Origin of the sequence: Lentzea sp. NPDC058436 (assembly GCF_042721515.1) — a bacterium.
In the GTDB taxonomy this organism is placed as follows: domain Bacteria; phylum Actinomycetota; class Actinomycetes; order Mycobacteriales; family Pseudonocardiaceae; genus Lentzea.
The window spans coordinates 144,544-165,775 of record NZ_JBHXLF010000012.1; the positions used below are offsets into that span (position 1 = coordinate 144,544).

A 21,232-nucleotide genomic window follows, 5' to 3' on the forward strand; every position below is an offset into this window, starting at 1 on the left:
GGAGCCCTATGGGACTTCTTGAAGGACGCGTCGCGCTGGTCACGGGTGTGAGCCGGCGGCAGGGAATCGGCTACGCGATCGCCTCGCGGCTGCGCGGGCTGGGCGCCGAGCTGTTCGTGCAGCACCACGTCGCGCACGACGCCTCACAGCCGTGGGGCGCCGATGACGTGAGCGAGGTGTTGGGGGATCTGGGTGCTCAGGGGCTGGGCGTCGACCTGGCCCGGCCCGAGGCGCCGGAGGAGTTGGTGGCCGCGGCCGTCGAGGTCTTCGGACGGGTCGACGTGCTGGTGTGCAACCACGCGCGGTCCGGTGGCGACGGGGCGTTGGGCGAGCTGACGGCGGTGATGCTCGACGAGCACTACGCCGTCAACACGCGGTCGTCGATCCTGCTCGCGCAAGCGTTTGCCAAGCAGTGGACCGGGGACGACGGTGGCCGGGTGGTGTTCCTGACGTCCGGGCAGAACCTCGGGCCGATGCCCGGCGAGGTCGCCTACGCGGCGTCGAAGGGGGCGCTGGCGGCGATCGTCGCGACGCTGTCGCACGAGCTGGCCGAGCGTGGCATCACCGTCAACGCCGTGAACCCCGGCCCGACCGACACGGGGTGGGCCGGACCGGAGCTCACGGAACTGGTCAACGAGCGGATGCCGCACAGGCGCTGGGGTCAGCCGGACGACGCCGCCCGGCTGATCTCCTGGCTGTGCACCGGCGACGCTGCCTGGATCACCGGTCAGGTGATCAACAGCGAAGGCGGTTTCCGGCGCTAGTTGTCCTTCGTGATCAGGCGCATCGCGGCCAGGCCCGTGCCGATCAGCAGGTAGCAGCCGGCGAGCAGCGTGCTGTCCCAGATCTGGTCGAGCGGGATCGGGTCGCGCATCACGTCGATCAGCCCGGGGAAGCCCGTCGTGATCAGGAACGGGTGCAGCCAGTCGAGCGACGGGAACTGCGACAGCACCTGGAACACGATGATCGACGTCATCGTCGCCGCCTGCACCACCAGCGGGTGCTCGGTGGTCGCCGAGACGGCGAGGGCGACCGCGCCGATCGACACCATCTGGAACGTCACCAGCACCACGAACAACGCGATCCGCAGCAGGCCCTCGGCGGTGCCCAAAGTGGTGCCGGACAACGTCATCATGCCGTCGGAGCCGAGGAACGCGGTGCCGGCGATGATGCCTACGACCGCCATCAGCGTGACGGCGAACAACGACATCGCGGTGAGGCCGAAGAGCTTCACGAACAGCAGCCGCACGCGGGACACCGGCGCGACCAGCAGGCCGCGCAACGTCCCGTGCTGTGCCTCGCCCGCGAGCCCGTCCGCCGCCCAGATCGACGCCACCAGCGGCAGCAGCAGGTTGAGCGACAGGAACAACGTGAAGATCGGCACGACCATGCCGTTGCCCTGGATGATCGCGGCGAGCCCCGGCCCGCCGCCACCCTCGTCGCCGCCGGCGGTCCAGATGCCGAAGCTGATGATGATCGGCACCAGGACCAGGCCGAACAACCCGATGATGGTCCGCGGCCTGCGCAGCATCCAGCGCACCTCGGAACCGAACTGACGCGTGATCATCGCCGTCCCCCGTCCAGCGTGTCCACAGCGGACATCCCGCGCTCGGCCTCCTCGGCCTCGGTGAGCCGCGCGAACAGCTCCTCCAGACCGGTCTTCCAGCGCGTCGCCTCGAAGACGCGGGCGCCGCCCTGCACGAGCGTCTCGATCACCTGCGGCGCGCTCGTCCCCGCGAGCTCGACGCGCAGGCCGTCACCGAGCGGCCGTGCGGAGATCTTGGCCTGCCTCAGCGCGCTCAACGCCTTTTCCACGTCCGGCGTGATCACCTGCAGAGCGGATCCCCCCGCCTGCAGGAGCTCGGTCAGCTCTCCTTGCGCCACAACGGTTCCGCGGTGCAGCACGGCCACGTGCGTGCACGTCGCCTCGACCTCGCTGAGCAGGTGGCTGGACACCAGCACCGTGCTGCCGGCCTCGTGCAGCTCCGCGATGATCTTGCGGATCTCCCGCGTGCCGGCCGGGTCGAGACCGTTGGTCGGCTCGTCGAGCACGACGAGCTTGCGCGGCACGAGCAACGCCGCGGCCAGGCCGAGACGTTGCTTCATGCCGAGCGAGTACCCCCGGTACCTGCGGTGGGCCGCCTGCGCGAGCCCGACGCGTTCGATGGCGTCCTCAACCGCCTGCTTGATCTCCTTGCGAGGCAGCAAGGGCTCGAACGCGGCACACCTGACGAGGTTCTCCCGTCCGCTGAGGAACGGGTGGAACCCCGGACCCTCGACCAGCGCGCCCACGTGGGGCAGCGCCTGCTCGGCTCCCTCAGGCAGCGGCCTTCCGAGCAGTTCGATCTCCCCCTGCGTGGGGCGGACCAGCCCGAGCAGCATCCGGATCGTGGTCGTCTTGCCGGACCCGTTGGGGCCCAGCATGCCGAGCACGGCACCTTCCGGCAGCTCGAGGTCGACGCGGTCGACGGCGACCGTGCTCCCGTACTCCTTGCGCAGTCCCTTGGTCCGCGCGGCGACAGCGGTCTTCGAAGGCGCTGTCACCGGCGCGCTGGTCGAGGTGGTCACTTCACCTGTCCGATCGTGTCGAACAGGACCTGCTCCGGAACGGCACCCGCGACCACACGGCCGTCGTCCGCGATCAGGATCGTGGCGACCTTCGTGTTGAACAGCTGGCCACTACCCCAGGAGCCGCTCACCTTCTTGGTGAACCTGTCGACCAGACCCTGCGCCTCGGCCGGAACCTGCGTCATGGCCTGGGCGGGAATCCTCGCGCCGACGACCGTGTCCCAGCCCGTGCCGAAGATCTGCGGGTCCTTGCCCTGCAGGGCCTGCTCAAGACCCAGCTCGGGCTTGCGGTCGCGACCCTTCTCCTCCTTGGCCTCCGGCGTGGTCACCTTGGCGTTGGCCGGCGGCGTGAACTCGAACAGCTTCGAGTCCTGCGGGCCGACGTTGATCTCGGTGAACCCGACGGTGCCCGCGGGCTCCGCCGTGCCGTTGGTCAGGACGGCGACGCGCAGCGGCATCTTCAGCTCCGAGTCGACGGCGATCCGCACCTCGCGGATCAGCGTCTTCTCGCTGGCCTTCGGGGTCAGCACGAGCTCGTAGGCGGCACGGTTCGCGACCCGCGCGGTGCCGTCGACGCTGATGTCGCTGAACTCCTTGGTCAGGCCGACGACCTGCTTGGCCGCCTCGGCCGGGTCGACCGACTTCGCCTTCTCGTCGGCCGGCTTCGGCTCGTCGGCCTTGTGCTCGGCCTTCGTGACCTCGTTGTCCGCGGAGTTCCACGACCACGTGGTCGTGCCGTCGTTCACGATGGTCTGCTCGGACTGGCCGTTCGGCAGTGCGGCGCGGAACTTGCCGTTGCCGTCCGTCCAGATCCGCGCGCTGTGCTTGCCGTCGGCGAGCTGCGGGATCTCCGCGATCGACGGCAGGCCGAGCTTGTTGTCGACCTGCACGGTGCCGCCGAACGCTCCGGGCTTGCTCGTCAGGACCTGCTCGACGAGCGACTCCGGGGAGACGTCCGGCAGCGTGGGCGGCTGGCCCGCACCCGCCGGCATCGCGAGCAGGCTCAGGCCTGCCGCTCCGGTGATCACACCGGCCGCCGCGGCGGCCAGGGTCACCTTTCGCTTGTTCATCAGTGGTTCCCCTCCTCCAAGGGCTTGTACCCATAGCTTGGTGGTGGGTTGCTGAGATGGAGCTGAGACTACTCCGACCTGCGGTTTCCCGCCCGCGGCACGCTGTTTTCTGAGAGTCGGCTGAGATCTTGCGGGCAGCTGAGAGCCGTGGGCGGCATGCTGTGCGGTGTGAAGCCTCGAGTGCTGGTCGTGGACGACGAAGTCGGCGTGCGCCGGGCGTTGGAGCGCGGCCTGTCGGCCGAGGGCATGGAGGTCGTCACGGCCTCCGACGGGCCCACGGCGCTGCGGGTCGCGTTGACGGGGGCGTTCGACGTGGTGCTGCTCGACATCATGCTGCCCGGCCTGTCCGGGTACCGGGTGCTGCAGCGCATGCGGGCCGACGGCGTGCGCACGCCCGTGCTGATGGTGTCGGCCAAGGACGGGGAGATCGACCAGGCCGACGGCCTCGACCTCGGCGCCGACGGGTACCTCGTCAAGCCGTTCAGCTTCGTGGTGCTGGTCGCGCAGGTCAGGGCGTTGCTCAGGCGCGGGGGCGGGGCGCGCCGGAAGCTGACGCTCGGGCACCTGGTGATCGACCGCGGGCTGCGCGAGGTCAGCTGGGGCGGGCAGGACGTGTCGCTGTCGCCGCGCGAGTACGCGGTGCTCGACGTGCTGGCGTCGCGCGCCGGGTCCGTGGTGACGAAGGACGAGCTGCTGCGGACCGTCTGGGGGGACGAGCAGGCCGCCACCCGCAACGCCGTCGAGGTCTACGTCGGGTACCTGCGGCGCAAGCTGGAGGCCGTCGGGGCGGGCGAGGTCGTGCGGACCATTCGCGGGCACGGGTACATCGCGTCCACTCCGGACCTCGACAGCGCGCTGGGGAACAGGTGAACCCTCGCCGCTGGTGGTTGCGGCGCACACTGCGCTTCCGCATCACCGTGGTGGCCACCGGGGTGGCGTTGCTGTGCCTGCTGGCTTTCACAGGCCTCGCGCCGGCGTTGATCGGGCTGATCCAGATCACGGCGGTGGACCAGGAGCTCGCCAAGTCGGAGCCGCGCCTGCTGGACGTGGCCGGGGTGCCCGTGGACGGGGGGCCGCCGCTTCCCCTGACGGCGCAGGACATCCGGGCGTTGAGGTCAGGGGAACCGGTGCTGCGGCTGGAGGGGGAGTCCGCGCTCAGGTTCCGCGGGCAGGTGGTGTTCTCCGGCGACGGGACGCCCAGGATCGAGGTCTACGCGAGCACGTTGCTCGGGTACGGGAAGGCCAACACGCTGGGCACGCGCTGGCTGGCCGTCGCGGCGGTGCTGGTGGCCGGGCTGGTGGGGATCGCGACCTGGCTGTCGGTGCGCTCGTCGTTGCGGCCCGTCGAACGGATGCGGATGGCGGCGGGGGAGCTGCCGCACGGCGAACGGCTGCCGGTGCCGCTCGCGCGCGACGAGCTGCAGGCGTTGGCCGAGGCGTTGAACGCGTTGCTGACCCGGCGCGACGAGGCCTCGGACCGGTTGCGGCGCTTCACGGGGGACGCGGCGCACGAGCTGCGGTCGCCGGTCGCGTCGGTGCGCGCGCAGGCCGAGGTCGCGGTGGCGCACCCGGACCCCGACTTCTCCATCGAGGTGCTGGAGTCGGTGGTCGAGGAGTCGATCCGGCTCAGCGCGCTGGTGGAGTCGTTGCTGATCCTGGCGCGGGCGGACACCGGGCGACCGCCGCGCGCCGAGGCCGTGGACCTGGTGCTGGAGGCGGAGGCGGCGATCTCGCGGCTCGACGCGGAGCTGCTGGTGCGGCTGAACGCGCCGCCGTCGGCGTGCCTGGTGTCGGCCGCGCGGTCCGAGGTCGAGCTGGTGCTGGACAACCTGCTGCGCAACGCCGCCCGGTACGCGTACTCGACGATCACGCTGACGCTGGTGCCGGTGGGGCGGGACGTGCGGCTGATCGTGGACGACGACGGCCACGGGATCCCGGCGGAACACCGGACCAAGGTGTTCGACCGGTTCTACCGGGTGGAGGAGGACCGCGGCCGCCGGTCCGGCGGGTTCGGGCTGGGGCTCGCGCTCGTCTCGCACCTCGTGCAGCGCCGCGGCGGGTCCGTGCGGGCCGCGGAGTCGCCCGCCGGTGGTGCGCGTTTGGAGATCCGCTGGCCGTCCTGGTAGCAAGCTCCGGTGCCAGAGTTGCGAGCGTCGGCACTGGTCGACGCGCCTGTTTCGGTGGTCGCGGGTGCCCTGTTGGACACGTCGCTGATCACGGGGTTCGGTGTCACGGTCGCCGGTCCGTTGCTGTGCCTGGGAGATGAGCTCACCGGGCCGTTCGGGGTCCGGCTGCGGGTGACGCGTGCCGACCTGTCCGGTGTGTCCGCCGCGGGCGGTTTCCTGGAGCTGCACACGGATCTCGTGGTCACCGGTGCCGGGACGATGGTGATCGACCGGGTCTCGTGGACGTCCGTGCGCGGGGTCGTCGGGCGGGTCGCGGACGTGACGGTCGCGCGCGGGACGGCGTTGCGGGTGCTGCAGAAGCGCTCGGCGCTGCTGTCCCGTCGCTGTGCGGAGCTGGCAGGGGCGCGTGTGGTGGTCGGCGCGGCGGTCGTCCGGGATGGACGGTTGCTCGCGCAGCAGCGTTCGTACCCGGAAAGCCATGCGGGGCAGTGGGAACTGCCCGGCGGGCGGGTCGAGCCCGGCGAGAAGCCCGAGGACGCGCTGGTGCGCGAGTGCGTGGAGGAGCTGGGTGTCTCCGTCGTCGTCGGCCCGCAGGTCGGTCCCGACGTGCCGTTGAAGCGCGATCTGGTGCTGCGGATCTTCGCCGCGGAACTCGCCGGCGGTGAGCCGGAAGCGTTGGAGCACAACGCTGTCCGGTGGCTCACCGCCGGCGAGCTGCCCGGCGTGGACTGGCTGCCGGCCGACCGGGTGCTGGTGCCTGCCCTTCAGGAGCTGTTCAACTGAGCCCGGACAGGCGCAGGGCCGCGTTCAGCCGGTGCTGGGCGCGTTCCTGGGCCCGTTCGGCACCGGCCTGGCGGATCCGGTCGAGCTCCGCGGGGTCGGCGAGCAGTTCCAGCGTGCGGTCGCGCACGGGCCGCAGCTCCTCGATGATCGCCTCGGCCACGACGTCCTTGAGCTCGGCGAACCTGCTCGTGTGGTCCTCTGGCTCCTTGCCGGTGCACGAGGCGAGGATCTCGGTCAGGTTCGCGATGCCCTCGGTCGACGACACGGCCCTGCGGACCTTGCGCCGCACCAGGTCCGGCTCGTCGAGCACGAACACGACCCCCGCCGAGTTCTGCGCCGACTTGTCCATCTTGCGACCGGGGTCCGACAGGTCCTTGATGCGCGCGCCGACCTTCGGCACCACGGCGGTCGGCACGATGAACGCGTCCCCGTACGCGTGGTTGAAGCGCCGCGCGAGCGCACGGGCCAGCTCGACGTGCTGCAGCTGGTCCTCGCCGACCGGCACCTCAGCCGTGCCCTGCAACAGGATGTCCGCCGCCATCAGCACCGGGTAGGTGAGCAGGCTCAGCCGCACCGACTCGCGCCCGAGCGACTTCTCCTTGAACTGGATCATCCGCGCCGCCTCCCCGTAGGTGCAGGTGCACTCCAGGACCCAGTTGAGCGCCCCCAGCTCGCGGATGAGGTCGCTCTGCACGCACACGCTGGCCGGGTCGATGCCGGACGCGACGAGCACCGCGAGCTGCTCGCGCGTCATCGATCGCAGCCGTTGCGGGTTGTGCGACGACGTCATCGCGTGCAGGTCGCTGATGAAGTACACGTCCTCGTGGGTGCCTTCTTTCGCCCACGTGCGCAGCGCCCCCAGGTAGTTGCCCAGGTGCACCTGGCCGGACGGCGTGATGGCGGAAAGCCGGATCATGATCGGTCCTCTCGGTGGGGGACCGCCCGTCCGGAACGCATCAAAAAAGCCGCCCGTCGGGGCGGCCCAGGTGTTCGCGTCAGTGGTGTCTGCGCGCTGCTACTCCGGCCGCCTGAAAGCGGCCTGCCAGAAGGCGTTGAGGATGCGCACGATCGTCAGTATAGGGCTACCGTCAAAGCATGTTCATCGTGCTGCTCAAGTACGTCGCGCCGCTGGAACAGATCGACTACGCCCTCCCCGACCACCGCGAGTGGGTCGAGAAGCAGTACGAGCGAGGCCTGTTCCTCGCTTCGGGGCGTCAGGTGCCGAGGACGGGCGGCGTGATCATCACGCGCCCCATGCCCCGGGGCAAGCTCGACGCGCTGCTCGCCACGGACCCGTGGGCCGTGCAGAAGCTCGTCAAGTACGAGGTCTGCGAGTTCGAGGCGACGCGGACGGCGCCCGAGCTCTCGAAGCTGAACGAGGCCGTGCTCCAGCACTAGCGCGTGTCCCCGAGGTTCGTCCGCTGGCAGGCGCGGGCCTTCGGCCGCCATTGCAGCCAGACGACCTTCCGGGACGCGCACTAGCCCCGTCCGGCCAGCCACTCGATCGCCGCTGTGAGCGCGTCGCCGTCGACGACCGCCTGCGGGACGACCGGGGCGTTGCCGTACGTCCGGCCGGTCCGGTCGGCCATGAGCGCCGTCGTGATCGCGAGCCGTGCGCCGTCGGGGAGCGGGAACGCCTGGTTCGCCGTCGCGTACCCGGCGGTGGGCTCACCGAAGGTGCGGACGTCCGGGCCGCCGAGGAACGAGATCAGCACCGCCTCGCCGGAGCTCGCGGTGCGGCCGTCGACGAGCACCGCCACCGGCTCGGTCCTGGCGGCCGGGACCCTGCGCCACCAGAACGCCGTCCGCGCTCCGTTGTAGACGTGGCGGCGGCGGACACCCCAGCCCGTGGAGCCGTGCGGGCCGACGAACCTGCCCCGTTCGCCCTCCCCGAGCAGCGGGGCGACCACGGTGAGCATCGGGTGCATGTCGCCGCCGCCGTTGCCGCGCACGTCGACCACCCAACCGGTCGGTCGTTTCGCGATCAGGTCTCTCAGCGCCCTCAGGCCCGCCGTGACGTACGCGCGCCCGTGGCGCGAGTGCGTCGGGGGCAGGACCAACCATCCGGTTCCGTCGATCAACCGACCGGTCGGCATGGCGTGGCGCCGCGGTGAGGCCGCGCGTTCGGCCGTGATCAGGTGGGTGTGCGGGTTGCCGAGGGCGGCGATCGCACCCCGGATCGCGTCGTAGGTGTCCTCCGGGGCGTGCGCGGAGGCAGCGGCGGCGTGAGCTTCGGCACGTAGTGCGGGCCAGTCGGCCCCCGCGCTTTCGATCGAGTGACGCTGGAGAAGGCCTAAAGCCGTGTCCAGGTACGCCCCTGCCCCGGCGGGTCTCAAGCGGCCTTCTTGAGGGCCTTCTTGGCCGCCTTCTCCGCCTTCTTGGCGGCCTTCTTGCGGGCCTTGTCACGTTCCTTGAGCAGGTACGGGACCGGGCAGCGCTTGCACTGGGGCTTCGAGCGGCAGCACTTCTTCTTGAGCTTTTTACCCACTGGTTGAACTCCACTCCGACACGTATCGCTAGAGTAGGTGAGGCTCACTTCACTGGCACTCTTGTGTGGTAATGGCGACGCAGCCGGTAGTATCAGCAACGGCCCTGCGCATCGAAGTGTCCGGCGCGAGCCCCTCCAACGCCTTCGAAGCTCTAGGAGTTCTGCGTGCCCACGGCCACCGCGTCTGCCCTTCAGACGCGCACTGACCTGCGAAACGTCGCGATCGTCGCGCACGTCGACCACGGTAAGACCACCCTGGTCGACGCCATGCTGCGCCAGTCCGGTGCCTTCTCCGCGCGTGCCGAGCTCGTCGACCGGGTCATGGACTCGGGCGAGCTCGAGCGCGAGAAGGGCATCACGATCCTCGCCAAGAACACGGCTGTGCGTCGGCACACGCCGGACGGCGACGTGATCATCAACGTTGTCGACACCCCCGGCCACGCCGACTTCGGTGGTGAGGTCGAGCGTGCCCTGTCCATGGTCGACGGTGTCGTCCTGCTCGTCGACGCGTCGGAGGGCCCGCTGCCCCAGACGCGCTTCGTGCTCCGCAAGACCCTCGCCGCCGGCCTGCCGGTGATCCTGCTGGTCAACAAGGTCGACCGTCCCGACGCCCGGATCTCCGAGGTCGTCGACGAGGCCCACGACCTGCTGCTCGACCTCGCGACCGAGGTCGGCGCCGACGAGTCGGTGCTGGACCTGCCGGTCGTCTACGCGTCCGCGCGTGCCGGTCGTGCGTCGCTGACGCAGCCCGAGGACGGCGGCCTGCCGGACGAGGAGAACCTGGACACGCTGTTCCAGGTGCTGCTCGACCACATCCCGGCTCCGCACGTCGACGTCGACGGGCCGCTGCAGGCGCTCGTCACCAACCTCGACGCCTCCACCTTCCTCGGCCGCATCGCGCTGTGCCGCATCCACCGCGGCACGCTGCGCAAGGGCGAGACCGTGGCGTGGTGCCGCGAGGACGGCGAGCCGCAGAAGGTCCGCATCACCGAGCTCCTCATCACCGAGGCCCTCGACCGCATCCCGGCCGAGTTCGCCCGTGCGGGCGACCTGGTCGCCATCGCCGGCATCGCGGACATCACCATCGGTGACACGCTGGCCGACGCCGAGACCCCCGAGGCGCTGCCCCGGATCACGGTCGACCAGCCGGCCATCTCGATGACCGTCGGTGTGAACACCTCGCCGCTGGCCGGTCGCAACGGTGGCACCAAGCTCACCGCCCGCGTCCTCAAGGCCCGTCTCGACGCCGAGCTCGTCGGCAACGTGTCGGTGAAGGTCCTGCCGACCGAGCGCCCGGACACCTGGGAGGTGCAGGGCCGCGGTGAGCTGGCGCTGGCCATCCTGGTCGAGCAGATGCGCCGCGAGGGCTTCGAGCTGACCGTGGGCAAGCCCCAGGTGGTCACGCACACCGTCGACGGCAAGATCCACGAGCCGTTCGAGCGCCTGTCCGTCGACTGCCCCGAGGAGCACCTCGGCGCCGTCACGCAGCTGCTGGCGAACCGCAAGGGCCGCATGGAGAACATGTCGGGCCACGGCACGGGCCGCATCAAGCTCGACTACGTGGTCCCGTCGCGCGGCCTGATCGGCTTCCGCACCGAGTTCCTCACCGAGACCCGCGGCACCGGCATCGCGAACGCCGTGTCCGAGGGCTACGCGCCGTGGGCGGGCGAGATCCGCACCCGCCACAACGGCTCCCTGGTCGCCGACCGCACCGGCTCCATCACCGCCTACGCGATGATCCAGCTGGCCGACCGCGGCACGTTCTTCGTCGAGCCGGGTGCCGACGCGTACGAGGGCATGGTCGTGGGTGAGAACCCGCGCGCCGAGGACCTCGACGTCAACATCACGCGCGAGAAGAAGCTCACGAACATGCGCTCCTCCACGGCCGACGTGATGGAGACCCTGGCGCGTCCCCGCAAGCTCTCGCTGGAGGAGGCGCTGGAGTTCTGCGCGTCCGACGAGTGCGTGGAGGTGGCCCCTGAGGTCATCCGCGTCCGCAAGGTCACGCTGGACGCCAACCTGCGCGGCCGCGAGCGCTCGCGTCTCAAGGCGCGCGGCTGACGCTGATCTGAACGCCTGACGAGGGCGGCCGGGCCGATGGCCTGGCCGCCCTCCGTCGTGTCCGGGGTGCACAGCCCTCCGGTACCCGCTCACGGCGTTTCGAAGCGGGGAAACCAGCCGACTCCGGCAGCGAACCACCTGTCCAGGTGAGCCGTACTACCCACCGGGTGAGCAACCCGGCGCCGCCGCCACACGTCACCCGTAGTGGCGCGGGTGACAAAACCTGGGTTGCCCGAACGCCACCACCACTCTTCTGGCAATGTGAGGACCATGAGGCGACTTGGGGGAGTTCTAGTCGCTGCTGTGCTGTGCGGCGCTGCGGCGGCGTGCACGAACGCGCCTCCTCCGCCTCTCGTGCCGGCGTCCGAGGCTCCCGTCATCACCACCACGGGACCCAAGGTCACCGAGATCGTGGTCGGCGTGGACGACGTGGCGGGCGGCTACAACCCGCACGCCCTCGCGGCCCAGAGCCCCATCACGACGGCGCTCAGCTCGCTGCTGCTGCCGAGCGTGTTCCGGCCGGGCAACGACGGCGCGCCGCAGCTCGACCGCAACCTCGTGGTGAGCGCCAAGGTCACGAAGGCCGAACCGTTCACCGTCACCTACACGATCCGCAAGGACGCCAGCTGGTCGGACAGCGCTCCCATCGCCGCCGAGGACTTCTACTACCTCTGGCAGCGTATGAGGGCAGAGCCGGGAGTGGTGGATCCGGCGGGTTACAGGCTCATCAACAACATCAGCGCGCGCGAGGGCGGCAAGGTCGTCGAGGTCGCCTTCGGCAAGCCGTTCCCCGGCTGGCGGTCGCTCTTCGCGAACCTGTTGCCCGCGCACCTGCTCAAGGACGCGCCCGGCACGTGGTCGAACGTGCTCGCCACCGGGTTCCCCGCCACCGCGGGCCCCTTCCAGATGCGCAGCCTGGACGAGCCGCGCGGCGAGGTCGTGCTGGAGCGCAGCGACCGGTACTGGGAGACGCCGACCACGCTCGACCGGGTCGTCATCCGCAGGTCCACGCACAGCGCGATGGCCGAGTCACTGTCCAAAGGCGACAACCAGGCCGCGTTGCTGCGCGCCGACGCCTCGGACGTGAACCTGTTCAAGGAGATCAAGGACGTCACCACGAAGCCGGTGCCGCGCAACGAGGTCGTGCAGGTGCTGCTGCGGCCCGCGAGCGAGCAGCTCAAGGACGTGAAGACGCGCAAGGCGATCGTGGCCGCTCTCGACCGGGAGGCGCTCATCGCGTTCGGGACGCAGAGCGGGCCCAGCGCCCCGTTCCGCGCCGACTCGTACGTGGTGCCGCCGAGCCGAGCCGGGTACGCGAAGTCCATCACCGCGAACACGCTCGACGTGGCGGCGAGCGAGCAGCTGCTGACCGAGGCCGGGTACGCGAAGACCGGCGCGGAGTGGCAGAAGGCCGGCAAGGCGCTGAAGCTGAGGATCGCCGCGCCGGAGAAGACCGAGCCGTACGCCGGCATCGCGAACCGCATCAAGGCCCAGCTCGCCGAGCGCGGGATCGACTCCGAGGTCGTCACCCCGAACGCCGAGGAGCTCTTCAGCAAGCAGCTCACCGAGTCCGACGTGGACATCGCGGTCGTGCCGCGGGTCGACGCGGGCGACTCGGCGGCGGCCCTCGCGAGCGAGTTCGGCTGCACCGGTGACGCTCCGGACGGGGCGACGCCCGGCCCGCAGAACCCGGCGGGCTTCTGCGACCCGGTGATCCAGGCCGACATCGACGCCGCGCTCAACGGCAAGGTGCTCCTGTCGGACGTGCTGGCCCGCGTCGAGCCGTTGATCGCGGCTCAGGCCGTGTCGGTGCCGCTCTTCCAGATCGTCGACCTGCTCGGTGTGCTCCCGACGGTTTCAGGAGTCGACACCGGGGCACCCCTGGCGGGCGTGCTCAGCGGTGCGCCCGAATGGCGGCGGCTCGACAAGTAGCCGGCGCCTGAAATTGCGTTGCGCGCGCCCTTTCCGCGTTGCTACGTTCGGCCGTTTTCGTTGACAGAATTCCAGTCGCCCGGTCAACGAACGCTTTCGCCCGGTAATCGGGCCATTGCGCCGCGCAACAACCTGTTTCCATTGGGTCACGATCCCCCTCCCAGGTAGTGACCACTACCTCAGCGGGTTCTTACGGTGCTGCCCACGATGTGCCGGTTCGGGGCGCGTATGGCACATCTCGGTTATGGGCGTGCATGCCGACCTGGCCACGGCCGCCCAGTGCTAGGAGGGCACGTGTCGATGAGGAGAACCAAAGCACTTCCGGCGATCGCGCTGGTCGCCAGCGCGTCTCTCGTGCTGGGTGCCTGCGGTGGTGGCGGCGGAACGAGCGACGCCGACGGTGGAGACGCCACCGTCGCGGAGATGGCGACCGCCCGCGGTGAGTCCGCGGACGGCTACACCGCACCGGATACGAAGCAGAGCGACCAGGTCGTCGTTTCGACCGACAAGCCGTTCACCTCGTACAACAACGCGACCGAGGACGCCAACCAGTCCTACAACACGTTCGCGTTGACGCTCGTGCAGCCTGGTGCGCACCTGCTGAACGGCAACAACAAGGTCATCCTGAACAAGGACGTCATGGATTCGATCGAGGTCACCTCGAAGTCTCCGCAGGTCGTCACGTGGAAGCTGAAGAAGGGCGTCAGCTGGTCCGACGGCGAGGCCTGGGACTGCGACGACTTCTACATGGCGTGGTTCACGCAGAGCAACTCGTCCAAGAAGGCCGACGGCAGCAAGTTCTTCAAGCCGGCCGGTACCACCGGGTACGACCTGATGACCGGTGAGTGCAAGGACGACCAGACGTTCGTCGGCACGTTCTCGGACCCGTACCCGGACTACGAGGACATGTTCAACAACGACGTCCTCCCGGCGCACATCCTCGAGAAGAACGCCGGCGTCGCGGACATCACCAAGCTCAACAAGGGCAGCGACCCCGCCGAGATCCAGAAGGCCGCTGACTTCTGGAACGAGAAGTGGAACGGCTTCACCAAGGACCTCATGCCCGGCGCGGGTTCCTACGTGCTGACCGGCTTCGAGCCCAACCAGTCGGTGACGCTGGAGCGCAACCCCAAGTGGGCCGGCAAGGCCGGTGGTCCCGCCAAGATCATCCTCAAGGCGATCCCGGACCCCGTCGCGCAGGCGCAGGCGCTGGAGAACGGTGAGCTCGCCGTCAACTCCTTCGCCCAGCCGGACGCGAACGCGGCCACCAAGCTCAAGGGCCTCAACGCCCAGGGCGTCACGTTCGGCGCGGGCCCCGGCCTGTCGTTCGAGCACCTGGACATCCAGTTCAAGAACCCGGTGCTGGCCAACGAAGAGATCCGCAAGGCCTTCTTCATGTGCATCAAGCGCCAGGACATCATCGACAAGCTCATCACCGAGGTGCAGGCCGACGCCAAGCCGATGGGCAGCCTGATCTTCTTCCCGAAGGACGAGGGCTACAAGGACGTCTACGGCGACAAGGCCAAGGGCGACGCGACCGAGGCCAAGAAGATCCTGACCGACGCCGGCTGGGCCCAGGGTGCCGACGGTGTGTTCGCGAAGGGCGGCACGCGTGCCTCCTTCCGCATCAGCCACACCGACATCCCGCGCCGCAAGCAGACCGTCGAGCTGATCCAGGGCCAGTGCAAGGAAGCCGGCATCGAGATCAAGGACGACACCGACCCGAACTTCCTCGACGAGCGCGTCTCCGCTGGTGACTACGACGTCGCGCTGTTCGCGTGGTCCGGCTCGCCGTTCAAGGGCGGCAAGAAGTCGATCTACGAGACCGGTGGTGGCCAGAACTGGCAGAACCTGACGGTCCCGGCGGCCGACGAGGCCATGAAGAAGGCCGTGTCGCAGACCGCGATCGCGGACTCGCTGAAGTTCTGGTCCGAGGCGGACGCGGCGCTGGCGAACTCCTACGGTTCGCTGCCGCTGTTCCAGATGCCGAACATGTGGGCCTTCAAGGGTCTGGACCGGGTGTACTTCCAGAGCTACTACGGCGCGCTGTGGAACGCCAACGAGTGGCAGACCAAGTAATCGCCATAGCTGAAGTGCGCAACGCCTGAGCGGGCGGGGCCGGACCACGAGTCCGGCCCCGCCCGAGCGGGTTGCCCCCTAGGGAGCTCGTCGTGATCCGCTACATCATCCGGCGCCTGCTGATCTCGGTACCCATCCTGCTGATCGGCAGCTTCGCCTGTTACGTCCTCGTCGCCACCGCCGGCAACCCCTTGGCGGAGATGCGATTCCGGCCCGGTGTCACCGAAGCCGACATCAAGGCCGCCGAGGTCTCCCTCGGCCTCGACCAGCCCGTCGTCGTCCGCTACTGGAACTGGCTCACCGACTTCGTGTCCGGTGACTGGGGCCAGAGCATCGCCCTCGGCCAGGCCAAGACCGCCGTCTACCCCGCCGTCACCGACGCGCTGTGGACCACCGGACGGCTCGTCATCGGTGCCGAACTCCTCGCCCTCACACTGGGTGTCTCGGTCGGCGTGCTCGCCGCCGTGCGCCAGTACTCGATCTTCGACTACCTCGCCACCAGCACCGCGTTCCTCATGTTCTCGATGCCGATCTTCTGCGTCGCGGTCATCGTGAAGAACTACGGCATCCAGTTCAACAACGTCCTGGAGTCGATGGGGCTGGACCGCTGGCTCACCACCGCCGGTCCGAGACCGGGTGGCTTCAGCGGCAGCTTCGGAGAGGTGATCTTCAAGTACACCGGCACGTTCCTGCTGCCGACGGTCGCGCTGATGCTGATCAGCTTCGCCGCCTACAGCCGGTTCGAACGCGCGTCGATGCTGGAGATCCTGCACTCGGACTTCGTGCGCACCGCGCGGGCCAAGGGCATCTCGCAGGGCCGGGTGATCTTCCGCCACGCGTTCCGCAACGCCCTCATCCCCGTCGCCACGCTGTTCTCGCTGAACTTCGGTGCCGTGCTGTCCGGCGCGATCATCACCGAGACCGTGTTCGGCTGGGCCGGCATGGGCACGTTGCTCGTCAACTCGGTGCGGCAGTTCGACCCGCCGATGCTGATGGGCTGGCTCGCGGTCACCGCGACCCTCATCGTGCTGTTCAACCTCATCGCCGACGTCGTCTACGGCGTCCTCGACCCTAGGATTCGCCTTGGCTAACATCAACTTGGCGTCCGAGGGCGGCGTGGTCAACAGCGCACCCCAGTCAGACTCGCACGAGTTCGACGCCTCCAAGACCCGCACGCAGGGCCAGCTGGTCCTGCGTCGCTTCCTGCGCCACCGGCTCGCGATGGTGAGCCTCGGCGTCTTCGTCTTCCTCGTCCTGTTCGCGTTCGTGGGCCCGTTCATCTGGACCTACGACTTCGAGGACGTGACGAGCAAGTCCTACCAGCCGATGAGCGGCACCCACCCGCTCGGCACCACCCAGGTCGGCAAGGACATGCTCGCGCTGCTCATGCGCGGCACCGGTTACTCGCTGCAGATCGCGTTGATCGTGGCCGCGCTGGCCACCGCGGTCGGCGTGACGTTCGGTGCACTGGCGGGATACCTGCGCGGGTTCGTGGACACCGCGCTGATGCGTCTCGTCGACCTGCTGCTGATCATCCCTCAGATCGCGGTCGCCGCGATCGTCGTCAAGGGGTTCTCCGGCAGCTGGTACGTCGTCGCGCTGGTGCTCGCCGCGTTCGCGTGGATGCAGATCGCCCGCATCACGCGCGGTGAGACGCTTTCCCTGGCACAACGGGAGTTCGTCGAGGCCGCGCGTGCCTGTGGCGCCTCCACCCCGCGCATCATCTTCAAGCACCTCGTGCCGAACATGATCGGCAGCATCACGGTCAACGCCACGCTGGCGATCGCGGCCGCGGTCCTCACCGAGGCCGCGCTGTCGTTCCTGGGACTGGGCGTCCAGCCCCCGGACACCTCGCTCGGCGTGATCGTGCTGGAGAACTACGGGCAGTTCATGAACCGCCCGTGGCTGTTCTGGGGTCCGTTCATCGTGCTCGTGTCGCTCTCCCTCGCCGTCAACTTCATCGGTGACGGCCTGCGCGACGCGTTCGACCCGAGGCAGACGAAGGTGCGTGCCTGATGACTTCCGTTTCCGAACTGTCGGAGGACTTCCTGCCCTCCAACACCACCGCACCGCTGCTCTCGGTCAAGGACCTGTCGGTCACCTTCCCGACCGACGACGGCGACGTCCGTGCCGTGCGCAACGTCTCGTTCGACCTCAACTCGGGCGACGTGCTCGGCATCGTCGGCGAGTCGGGCTCCGGCAAGTCCGTGTCGTCCATGGCGATCATGGGCCTGCTGCCCAAGAACGCCGTCATCGAGGGCTCGATCCGCTACCGCGGTGAGGAGCTGAACGGCCGCAGCTACAAGCAGATGCAGCCGTTCCGCAGCAAGCACATCGCGATGATCTTCCAGGACCCGATGACGTCGCTGAACCCCGTCTACACCGTGGGGTGGCAGCTCGCCGAGACCTACCGCGCGCACCACGACGTCTCCAAGAAGGCGGCGTGGGCCAAGGCGGTCGAGGCACTGGAACTGGTCGGCATCCCACAGCCGGACAAGCGCGCGTCGCAGTACCCGCACGAGTTCTCCGGCGGCATGCGGCAGCGCGTGGTGATCGCGATGGCGATCATCAACGACCCCAGCGTGATCATCGCCGACGAGCCGACCACCGCGCTCGACGTGACGGTGCAGGCGCAGATCCTCGACACCATGCTGCGCCTGCAGTCCGAGACCGACGCGGCGATCATCATGATCACGCACGACCTCGGCGTGGTCGCGGGCATGGTCAACCGCGTGCAGGTGATGTACGGCGGCACCGTGGTCGAGTCGGGCCCGGTCGACGACGTCTTCGAACGGCCGCGGATGCCCTACACCGTGGGACTCCTGGGCTCGGTGCCCAACCCGTCCACGCTGGGCAAGCGGCTCACCCCGATCAAGGGCGCCCCGCCGTCCCTGGTGAACCTGCCGACCGGCTGCTCGTTCTCGCCGCGCTGCCCGCTCGTCACCGACGTGTGCCACGAGTGGGAGCCGGAGCTGGAGGAGGCCGGCGCGTCGAACCACCGCACCCGGTGCCACCGCTGGGAGCACCTGGCGACGATCGAGACGCCGCAACGGCTGTTCCTGCACGACGAGATCGGCACGGTCGAGAACCCGGCCGCGTTCGCCGCGGCCAACCCCGACGAGTCGCTCGAAGTGACCGCCGTGCACGGCACCCTGGTTTCTGATGAGGAGGCGAAGTGACCGCTCCGCTGCTGGAGGTCACCGACCTCGTCAAGGAGTTCCCCGTGCGCGGCAAGGGGATCATCCCGCGCAACATCGGCACGGTGCAGGCCGTGTCCGGCGTGTCGTTCACGCTGCACCCCGGTGAGACGCTCGGCCTCGTCGGCGAGTCGGGCTGCGGCAAGTCCACGACCGGACGCGCGATCCTGCAGCTGCACAAGCCGACCTCGGGCTCGGTGAAGTTCGAGGGCCGCGAGCTCACGTCCATGAGCAACAAGCAGCTGCGTCCCCTGCGCAAGGACATCCAGATCGTCTTCCAGGACCCGTACGCGTCGCTGAACCCCAAGTGGCAGGTCAACGACATCATCGCGGAACCCCTGGTGATCCACGGCGTCGAAGGCGGCGTGCAGCGGCGGGTCAACGAGCTGATGGAGCTCGTGGGCCTCAACCCCGAGCACCGCAACCGCTACGCGCACGAGTTCTCCGGCGGCCAGCGCCAGCGCATCGGCATCGCCCGCGCACTCGCGCTGAACCCGCGGTTCCTGGTGCTGGACGAGCCGGTGTCCGCTTTGGACGTCTCGGTGCAGGCCGGTGTCGTGAACCTGTTGGAGGAGCTGCAGGAACGGCTCGGGCTCGCGTACCTGTTCGTCGCGCACGACCTCTCGGTGGTGCGGCACATCTCGGACCGGGTCGCGGTCATGTACCTCGGCAAGATCATCGAGATGGGCGAGCGCGAGGCGATCTACGCCAAGCCGATGCACCCGTACACGCAGGCGCTGCTGTCCGCCGTGCCGATGCCGGACCCGAAGGCGGAGCGCCAGCGCCAGCGGATCGTGCTGACGGGTGACGTGCCGTCGCCGGTCAACCCCCCGTCGGGGTGCCGGTTCCGCACGCGGTGCTGGAAGGCGCAGGACATCTGCGCGACCGAGGAACCGAAGCTGGAACGGCGTGGTGGGCCGGAGGGAACGCTCTCCGCGTGCCACTTCGCGGAGGAACGTTCGGTGGTGTGACGTTCGCACCGCGATGTTCGGATCTTTAGCAAAGGCCGCCTTTATCAGCTGATGAGGGCGGCCTTTACTCTTTTCCGGTGACGCTGACTGCCCCACCACGGTTGCTCTTCGTGCACGCCCACCCGGACGACGAGAGTCTCTGGACCGGCGGCACCATCGCGCGCTACGCCTCCGCCGGCGCGCACGTCACGGTCGTCACCTGCACGCTGGGCGAAGAGGGCGAGATCATCCCGCCCGCGCTGGCGCACCTCGCCGCCGACGCCGCCGACCAGCTGGGTGGCTACCGCGTGGGTGAACTCCGCTCGGCCTGCGCCGCACTCGGTGTGACGGACCACAGGTTCCTCGGCGGCATCGGCCGGTGGCGGGACTCCGGCATGGTCGACGTGCCGTCCAACGCCAAGGCCCGCGCGTTCATCCAGGGAGCGCTCGACGACCAGACCGCCCAGCTGGTCGAGATCCTGCGCGAGGTCAAGCCTCAGGTCGTGGTGAGCTACGACGCGTTCGGCGGCTACGGCCACCCTGACCACATCCGCGCGCACGAGATCACGGTCGCCGCGTGCGCCCAGGTCTCGGACGTCGAACGGGTCTTCTACGCCGTGACGTCCCGCGACGCGACGAACGCCGGTGTGGCCGCGCTGGAGAACGTTCCCGAGGCGTTCCGGCTGCCCGAGCCCGGTGAGCTGCCGGTGACGCCGGATGAAGAGATCACAACGGTTGTCGACATCTCCGAGCACCTGACGGCCAAACGGCGGGCGTTGAGGGCACACTCGACGCAGGTCAGTGTGTGGGACGGCGGGTACGCGTTGTCGAACGACATCGCGCAGCCGCTGGTCGGGGGCGAGTACTACGTGCTCGCGAAGGGCTCACCGGAAGGTGCGGCCACAGATCTGTTCGGAGGACTTGGGTGAGCGCTGGCGCGCGTGGGTTGTTGTTGCTGCTTCTGTGCGTGGAGGCAGCAGCGCTCGCCGTGCTCGAAACGTTCTTCCTCCCGCTCAGACTCGACGGCGTGATCCTGCCGCGGCTGGGCGACATCCCGTTCCCGGTCACGATCGTCGTGGCCGTCGTGACCACGCCGCTGCTCGTGCAGTGGGCGGCCGGCCTGTCCGGCAGGGTCTCGGCCGCCGCGGCGCCCCTGGTCGTGTGGTTCTTCACGATCTTCACGCTCGGGTTCCTCGAACCGGGCGGTCAGGGCCAGTTCCTGCTCGGGGACTGGCGCACGCTGCTGCTGATCGCGGGCGGCGCGCTGCCCGGCGCGGTGGCCGTGGGCGCCGTGATGGCGCGCAACGCGGCCAACCGGCCCGGCCTCTACGAGACCGCCGGGATCCAGTAGCGGTAGCGGTGGTGCTCGGTGCAGCCGAGCTCCTCGTACAGCCTGATCGCCGGGGTGTTGTGCTCGGCGACCTGCAGGACGCACGTCGTGGCGCCGTGCTCCAGGCCCCAGCCCGCCAGTTCGCCCATGAGCCTGCGGGCGAGGCCCTGGCGGCGGTGTGACGGGCGCACGGCGAGGCGGGCCACGTGCAGCACGTCCTCGACCACGGCTCCCCGGACGGCCGCGATCACGACGCCGTCTTCGGTGAGGCTGGCGAAGCAGACGTTGCCGCCGCTGCCGAGCACGTGCCGTTGGGCGGTGGAGACCTCCGATCCGGCCGTGAGTTCCCACCATCCGGGAAGATCGAGATTCTCGGCTACGCCCTCGGCGAACTTCTCCAGGGGACCCGTCATGACCAGCGACTCGGCGCCGCCGGGGTGGTCCAGGTCGACGTGCCAGCCGGCCGCCTCGATCGAGGACTCGCAGGCAGAGCCCCTGACCACGTGCGCTGTGGGTTTGATGTTGTGCTCACGGGCGAACCCCTGGACGGCCCTCAGCGCGTCAGGGATCGGGATGCCGGGATCACCGCAGGTCACCGTGCTGTTCGCGCGACCGGTGAATCCGGCGGCCGCGCGCATCAACCAGTCT

General features: G+C 69.3%; 21 protein-coding genes. 14 read left to right on the plus strand and 7 right to left on the minus strand.

The genetic code is table 11. From position 1 onward, the window contains the following. The first annotated feature begins 8 nt into the window (after positions 1-8). Positions 9-764: an SDR family oxidoreductase gene (locus tag ACFWN2_RS32445; RefSeq protein ID WP_382433953.1), complete on the plus strand. Its 756-nt coding sequence runs from the start codon at positions 9-11 to the stop codon at positions 762-764. On the opposite strand, the gene ACFWN2_RS32450 is transcribed toward ACFWN2_RS32445, so the two are convergent. Genes ACFWN2_RS32450 through ACFWN2_RS32460 form a run of 3 tightly spaced genes read right to left on the minus strand, consistent with a single transcriptional unit; the run spans position 761 to position 3,638 of the window. Next, positions 761-1,567: an ABC transporter permease gene (locus tag ACFWN2_RS32450; protein ID WP_382433955.1), complete on the minus strand. Its 807-nt coding sequence runs from the start codon at positions 1,565-1,567 to the stop codon at positions 761-763. The two genes, ACFWN2_RS32445 and ACFWN2_RS32450, sit on opposite strands and share 4 nt — an antisense overlap. Continuing rightward, a complete protein-coding gene (locus ACFWN2_RS32455) occupies positions 1,564-2,568 on the minus strand; it encodes an ABC transporter ATP-binding protein (protein WP_382433956.1) in 1,005 nt (334 codons plus the stop codon). The genes ACFWN2_RS32450 and ACFWN2_RS32455 overlap by 4 nt, the downstream gene beginning before the upstream one ends. Continuing rightward, positions 2,565-3,638 (minus strand): outer membrane lipoprotein carrier protein LolA, encoded by a 1,074-nt coding sequence (locus tag ACFWN2_RS32460; RefSeq protein ID WP_382433958.1) that lies wholly within the window; start codon positions 3,636-3,638, stop codon positions 2,565-2,567. The genes ACFWN2_RS32455 and ACFWN2_RS32460 overlap by 4 nt, the downstream gene beginning before the upstream one ends. 156 nt (positions 3,639-3,794) lie before the next feature. On the opposite strand from ACFWN2_RS32460, the gene ACFWN2_RS32465 reads away from it, so the two are divergent. The 3 genes from ACFWN2_RS32465 to ACFWN2_RS32475 are packed head-to-tail and all read left to right on the plus strand — an operon-like array spanning position 3,795 to position 6,547. Beyond that, a complete protein-coding gene (locus ACFWN2_RS32465) occupies positions 3,795-4,508 on the plus strand; it encodes a response regulator transcription factor (RefSeq protein WP_382434068.1) in 714 nt (237 codons plus the stop codon). Next, positions 4,505-5,764, plus strand: a complete 1,260-nt coding sequence (locus ACFWN2_RS32470; protein WP_382433960.1) for a sensor histidine kinase — start codon at positions 4,505-4,507, stop codon at positions 5,762-5,764. Before ACFWN2_RS32465 ends, ACFWN2_RS32470 begins: the two co-directional genes overlap by 4 nt. 9 nt (positions 5,765-5,773) lie before the next feature. Further along, the gene (locus ACFWN2_RS32475; protein WP_382433962.1) at positions 5,774-6,547 is read left to right on the plus strand and encodes a (deoxy)nucleoside triphosphate pyrophosphohydrolase; all 774 of its coding nucleotides are present in this window, start codon (positions 5,774-5,776) and stop codon (positions 6,545-6,547) included. On the opposite strand, the gene trpS is transcribed toward ACFWN2_RS32475, so the two are convergent. Beyond that, positions 6,540-7,463, minus strand: coding sequence for a tryptophan--tRNA ligase (trpS, locus tag ACFWN2_RS32480; RefSeq protein WP_382433964.1), 924 nt, complete (start codon positions 7,461-7,463; stop codon positions 6,540-6,542). The genes ACFWN2_RS32475 and trpS overlap by 8 nt on opposite strands. A 179-nt stretch (positions 7,464-7,642) precedes the next feature. Between trpS and ACFWN2_RS32485 the strand changes: the two genes are divergently transcribed. Then, the gene (locus tag ACFWN2_RS32485) at positions 7,643-7,945 is read left to right on the plus strand and encodes a YciI family protein (protein WP_382433966.1); all 303 of its coding nucleotides are present in this window, start codon (positions 7,643-7,645) and stop codon (positions 7,943-7,945) included. A gap of 80 nt (positions 7,946-8,025) precedes the next feature. Here ACFWN2_RS32485 and ACFWN2_RS32490 read toward each other — a convergent pair whose 3' ends face one another. Together ACFWN2_RS32490 and ACFWN2_RS32495 are read right to left on the minus strand one after the other, a co-directional pair. Next, entirely contained in the window at positions 8,026-8,883 is an 858-nt protein-coding gene (locus ACFWN2_RS32490) for a S41 family peptidase (protein WP_382433968.1), read from the minus strand. Next, the gene (locus tag ACFWN2_RS32495) at positions 8,880-9,035 is read right to left on the minus strand and encodes a hypothetical protein (RefSeq protein ID WP_382433970.1); all 156 of its coding nucleotides are present in this window, start codon (positions 9,033-9,035) and stop codon (positions 8,880-8,882) included. Before ACFWN2_RS32495 ends, ACFWN2_RS32490 begins: the two co-directional genes overlap by 4 nt. A 165-nt stretch (positions 9,036-9,200) precedes the next feature. Between ACFWN2_RS32495 and typA the strand changes: the two genes are divergently transcribed. The 9 genes from typA (at position 9,201) to ACFWN2_RS32540 (ending at position 20,605) form a co-directional block, all read left to right on the plus strand. Continuing rightward, the gene (gene typA, locus ACFWN2_RS32500) at positions 9,201-11,096 is read left to right on the plus strand and encodes a translational GTPase TypA (protein WP_382433972.1); all 1,896 of its coding nucleotides are present in this window, start codon (positions 9,201-9,203) and stop codon (positions 11,094-11,096) included. A gap of 270 nt (positions 11,097-11,366) precedes the next feature. Next, positions 11,367-13,028, plus strand: coding sequence for an ABC transporter family substrate-binding protein (locus tag ACFWN2_RS32505; protein WP_382433974.1), 1,662 nt, complete (start codon positions 11,367-11,369; stop codon positions 13,026-13,028). Between the two features lie 300 nt (positions 13,029-13,328). Next, positions 13,329-15,107 (plus strand): ABC transporter family substrate-binding protein, encoded by a 1,779-nt coding sequence (locus ACFWN2_RS32510; RefSeq protein WP_382433976.1) that lies wholly within the window; start codon positions 13,329-13,331, stop codon positions 15,105-15,107. Positions 15,108-15,199: 92 nt separating this feature from the next. Beyond that, on the plus strand, positions 15,200-16,198 hold the full coding sequence (locus ACFWN2_RS32515) for an ABC transporter permease (RefSeq protein ID WP_382433978.1): 999 nt from the start codon (positions 15,200-15,202) through the stop codon (positions 16,196-16,198). Then, entirely contained in the window at positions 16,191-17,123 is a 933-nt protein-coding gene (locus ACFWN2_RS32520) for an ABC transporter permease (RefSeq protein WP_382433980.1), read from the plus strand. The genes ACFWN2_RS32515 and ACFWN2_RS32520 overlap by 8 nt, the downstream gene beginning before the upstream one ends. Beyond that, the gene (locus ACFWN2_RS32525; protein WP_382433982.1) at positions 17,123-18,286 is read left to right on the plus strand and encodes an ABC transporter ATP-binding protein; all 1,164 of its coding nucleotides are present in this window, start codon (positions 17,123-17,125) and stop codon (positions 18,284-18,286) included. The genes ACFWN2_RS32520 and ACFWN2_RS32525 overlap by 1 nt, the downstream gene beginning before the upstream one ends. Then, positions 18,283-19,275: an ABC transporter ATP-binding protein gene (locus tag ACFWN2_RS32530; RefSeq protein WP_382433984.1), complete on the plus strand. Its 993-nt coding sequence runs from the start codon at positions 18,283-18,285 to the stop codon at positions 19,273-19,275. Before ACFWN2_RS32525 ends, ACFWN2_RS32530 begins: the two co-directional genes overlap by 4 nt. A 77-nt stretch (positions 19,276-19,352) precedes the next feature. After that, the gene (mshB, locus tag ACFWN2_RS32535) at positions 19,353-20,183 is read left to right on the plus strand and encodes an N-acetyl-1-D-myo-inositol-2-amino-2-deoxy-alpha-D-glucopyranoside deacetylase (RefSeq protein ID WP_382433986.1); all 831 of its coding nucleotides are present in this window, start codon (positions 19,353-19,355) and stop codon (positions 20,181-20,183) included. Next, positions 20,180-20,605, plus strand: coding sequence for a hypothetical protein (locus ACFWN2_RS32540; RefSeq protein ID WP_382433988.1), 426 nt, complete (start codon positions 20,180-20,182; stop codon positions 20,603-20,605). Before mshB ends, ACFWN2_RS32540 begins: the two co-directional genes overlap by 4 nt. Here ACFWN2_RS32540 and ACFWN2_RS32545 read toward each other — a convergent pair. Beyond that, entirely contained in the window at positions 20,581-21,222 is a 642-nt protein-coding gene (locus tag ACFWN2_RS32545) for a GNAT family N-acetyltransferase (RefSeq protein WP_382433990.1), read from the minus strand. The two genes, ACFWN2_RS32540 and ACFWN2_RS32545, sit on opposite strands and share 25 nt — an antisense overlap. Positions 21,223-21,232: the final 10 nt, after the last annotated feature.

Excerpts from the sequence above, each read along its gene's own strand:
- trpS (WP_382433964.1), bottom strand. The coding sequence starts at position 7,463 with ATGATCCGGCTTTCCGCCATCACGCCGTCCGGCCAGGTGCACCTGGGC.
- ACFWN2_RS32485 (WP_382433966.1), top strand. The coding sequence starts at position 7,643 with ATGTTCATCGTGCTGCTCAAGTACGTCGCGCCGCTGGAACAGATCGAC.
- ACFWN2_RS32460 (WP_382433958.1), bottom strand. The coding sequence starts at position 3,638 with ATGAACAAGCGAAAGGTGACCCTGGCCGCCGCGGCGGCCGGTGTGATC.
- ACFWN2_RS32445 (WP_382433953.1), top strand. The coding sequence starts at position 9 with ATGGGACTTCTTGAAGGACGCGTCGCGCTGGTCACGGGTGTGAGCCGG.
- ACFWN2_RS32450 (WP_382433955.1), bottom strand. The coding sequence starts at position 1,567 with ATGATCACGCGTCAGTTCGGTTCCGAGGTGCGCTGGATGCTGCGCAGG.
- ACFWN2_RS32525 (WP_382433982.1), top strand. The coding sequence starts at position 17,123 with ATGACTTCCGTTTCCGAACTGTCGGAGGACTTCCTGCCCTCCAACACC.
- ACFWN2_RS32545 (WP_382433990.1), bottom strand. The coding sequence starts at position 21,222 with ATGCGCGCGGCCGCCGGATTCACCGGTCGCGCGAACAGCACGGTGACC.
- ACFWN2_RS32510 (WP_382433976.1), top strand. The coding sequence starts at position 13,329 with ATGAGGAGAACCAAAGCACTTCCGGCGATCGCGCTGGTCGCCAGCGCG.
- ACFWN2_RS32465 (WP_382434068.1), top strand. The coding sequence starts at position 3,795 with ATGCTGTGCGGTGTGAAGCCTCGAGTGCTGGTCGTGGACGACGAAGTC.
- ACFWN2_RS32505 (WP_382433974.1), top strand. The coding sequence starts at position 11,367 with ATGAGGCGACTTGGGGGAGTTCTAGTCGCTGCTGTGCTGTGCGGCGCT.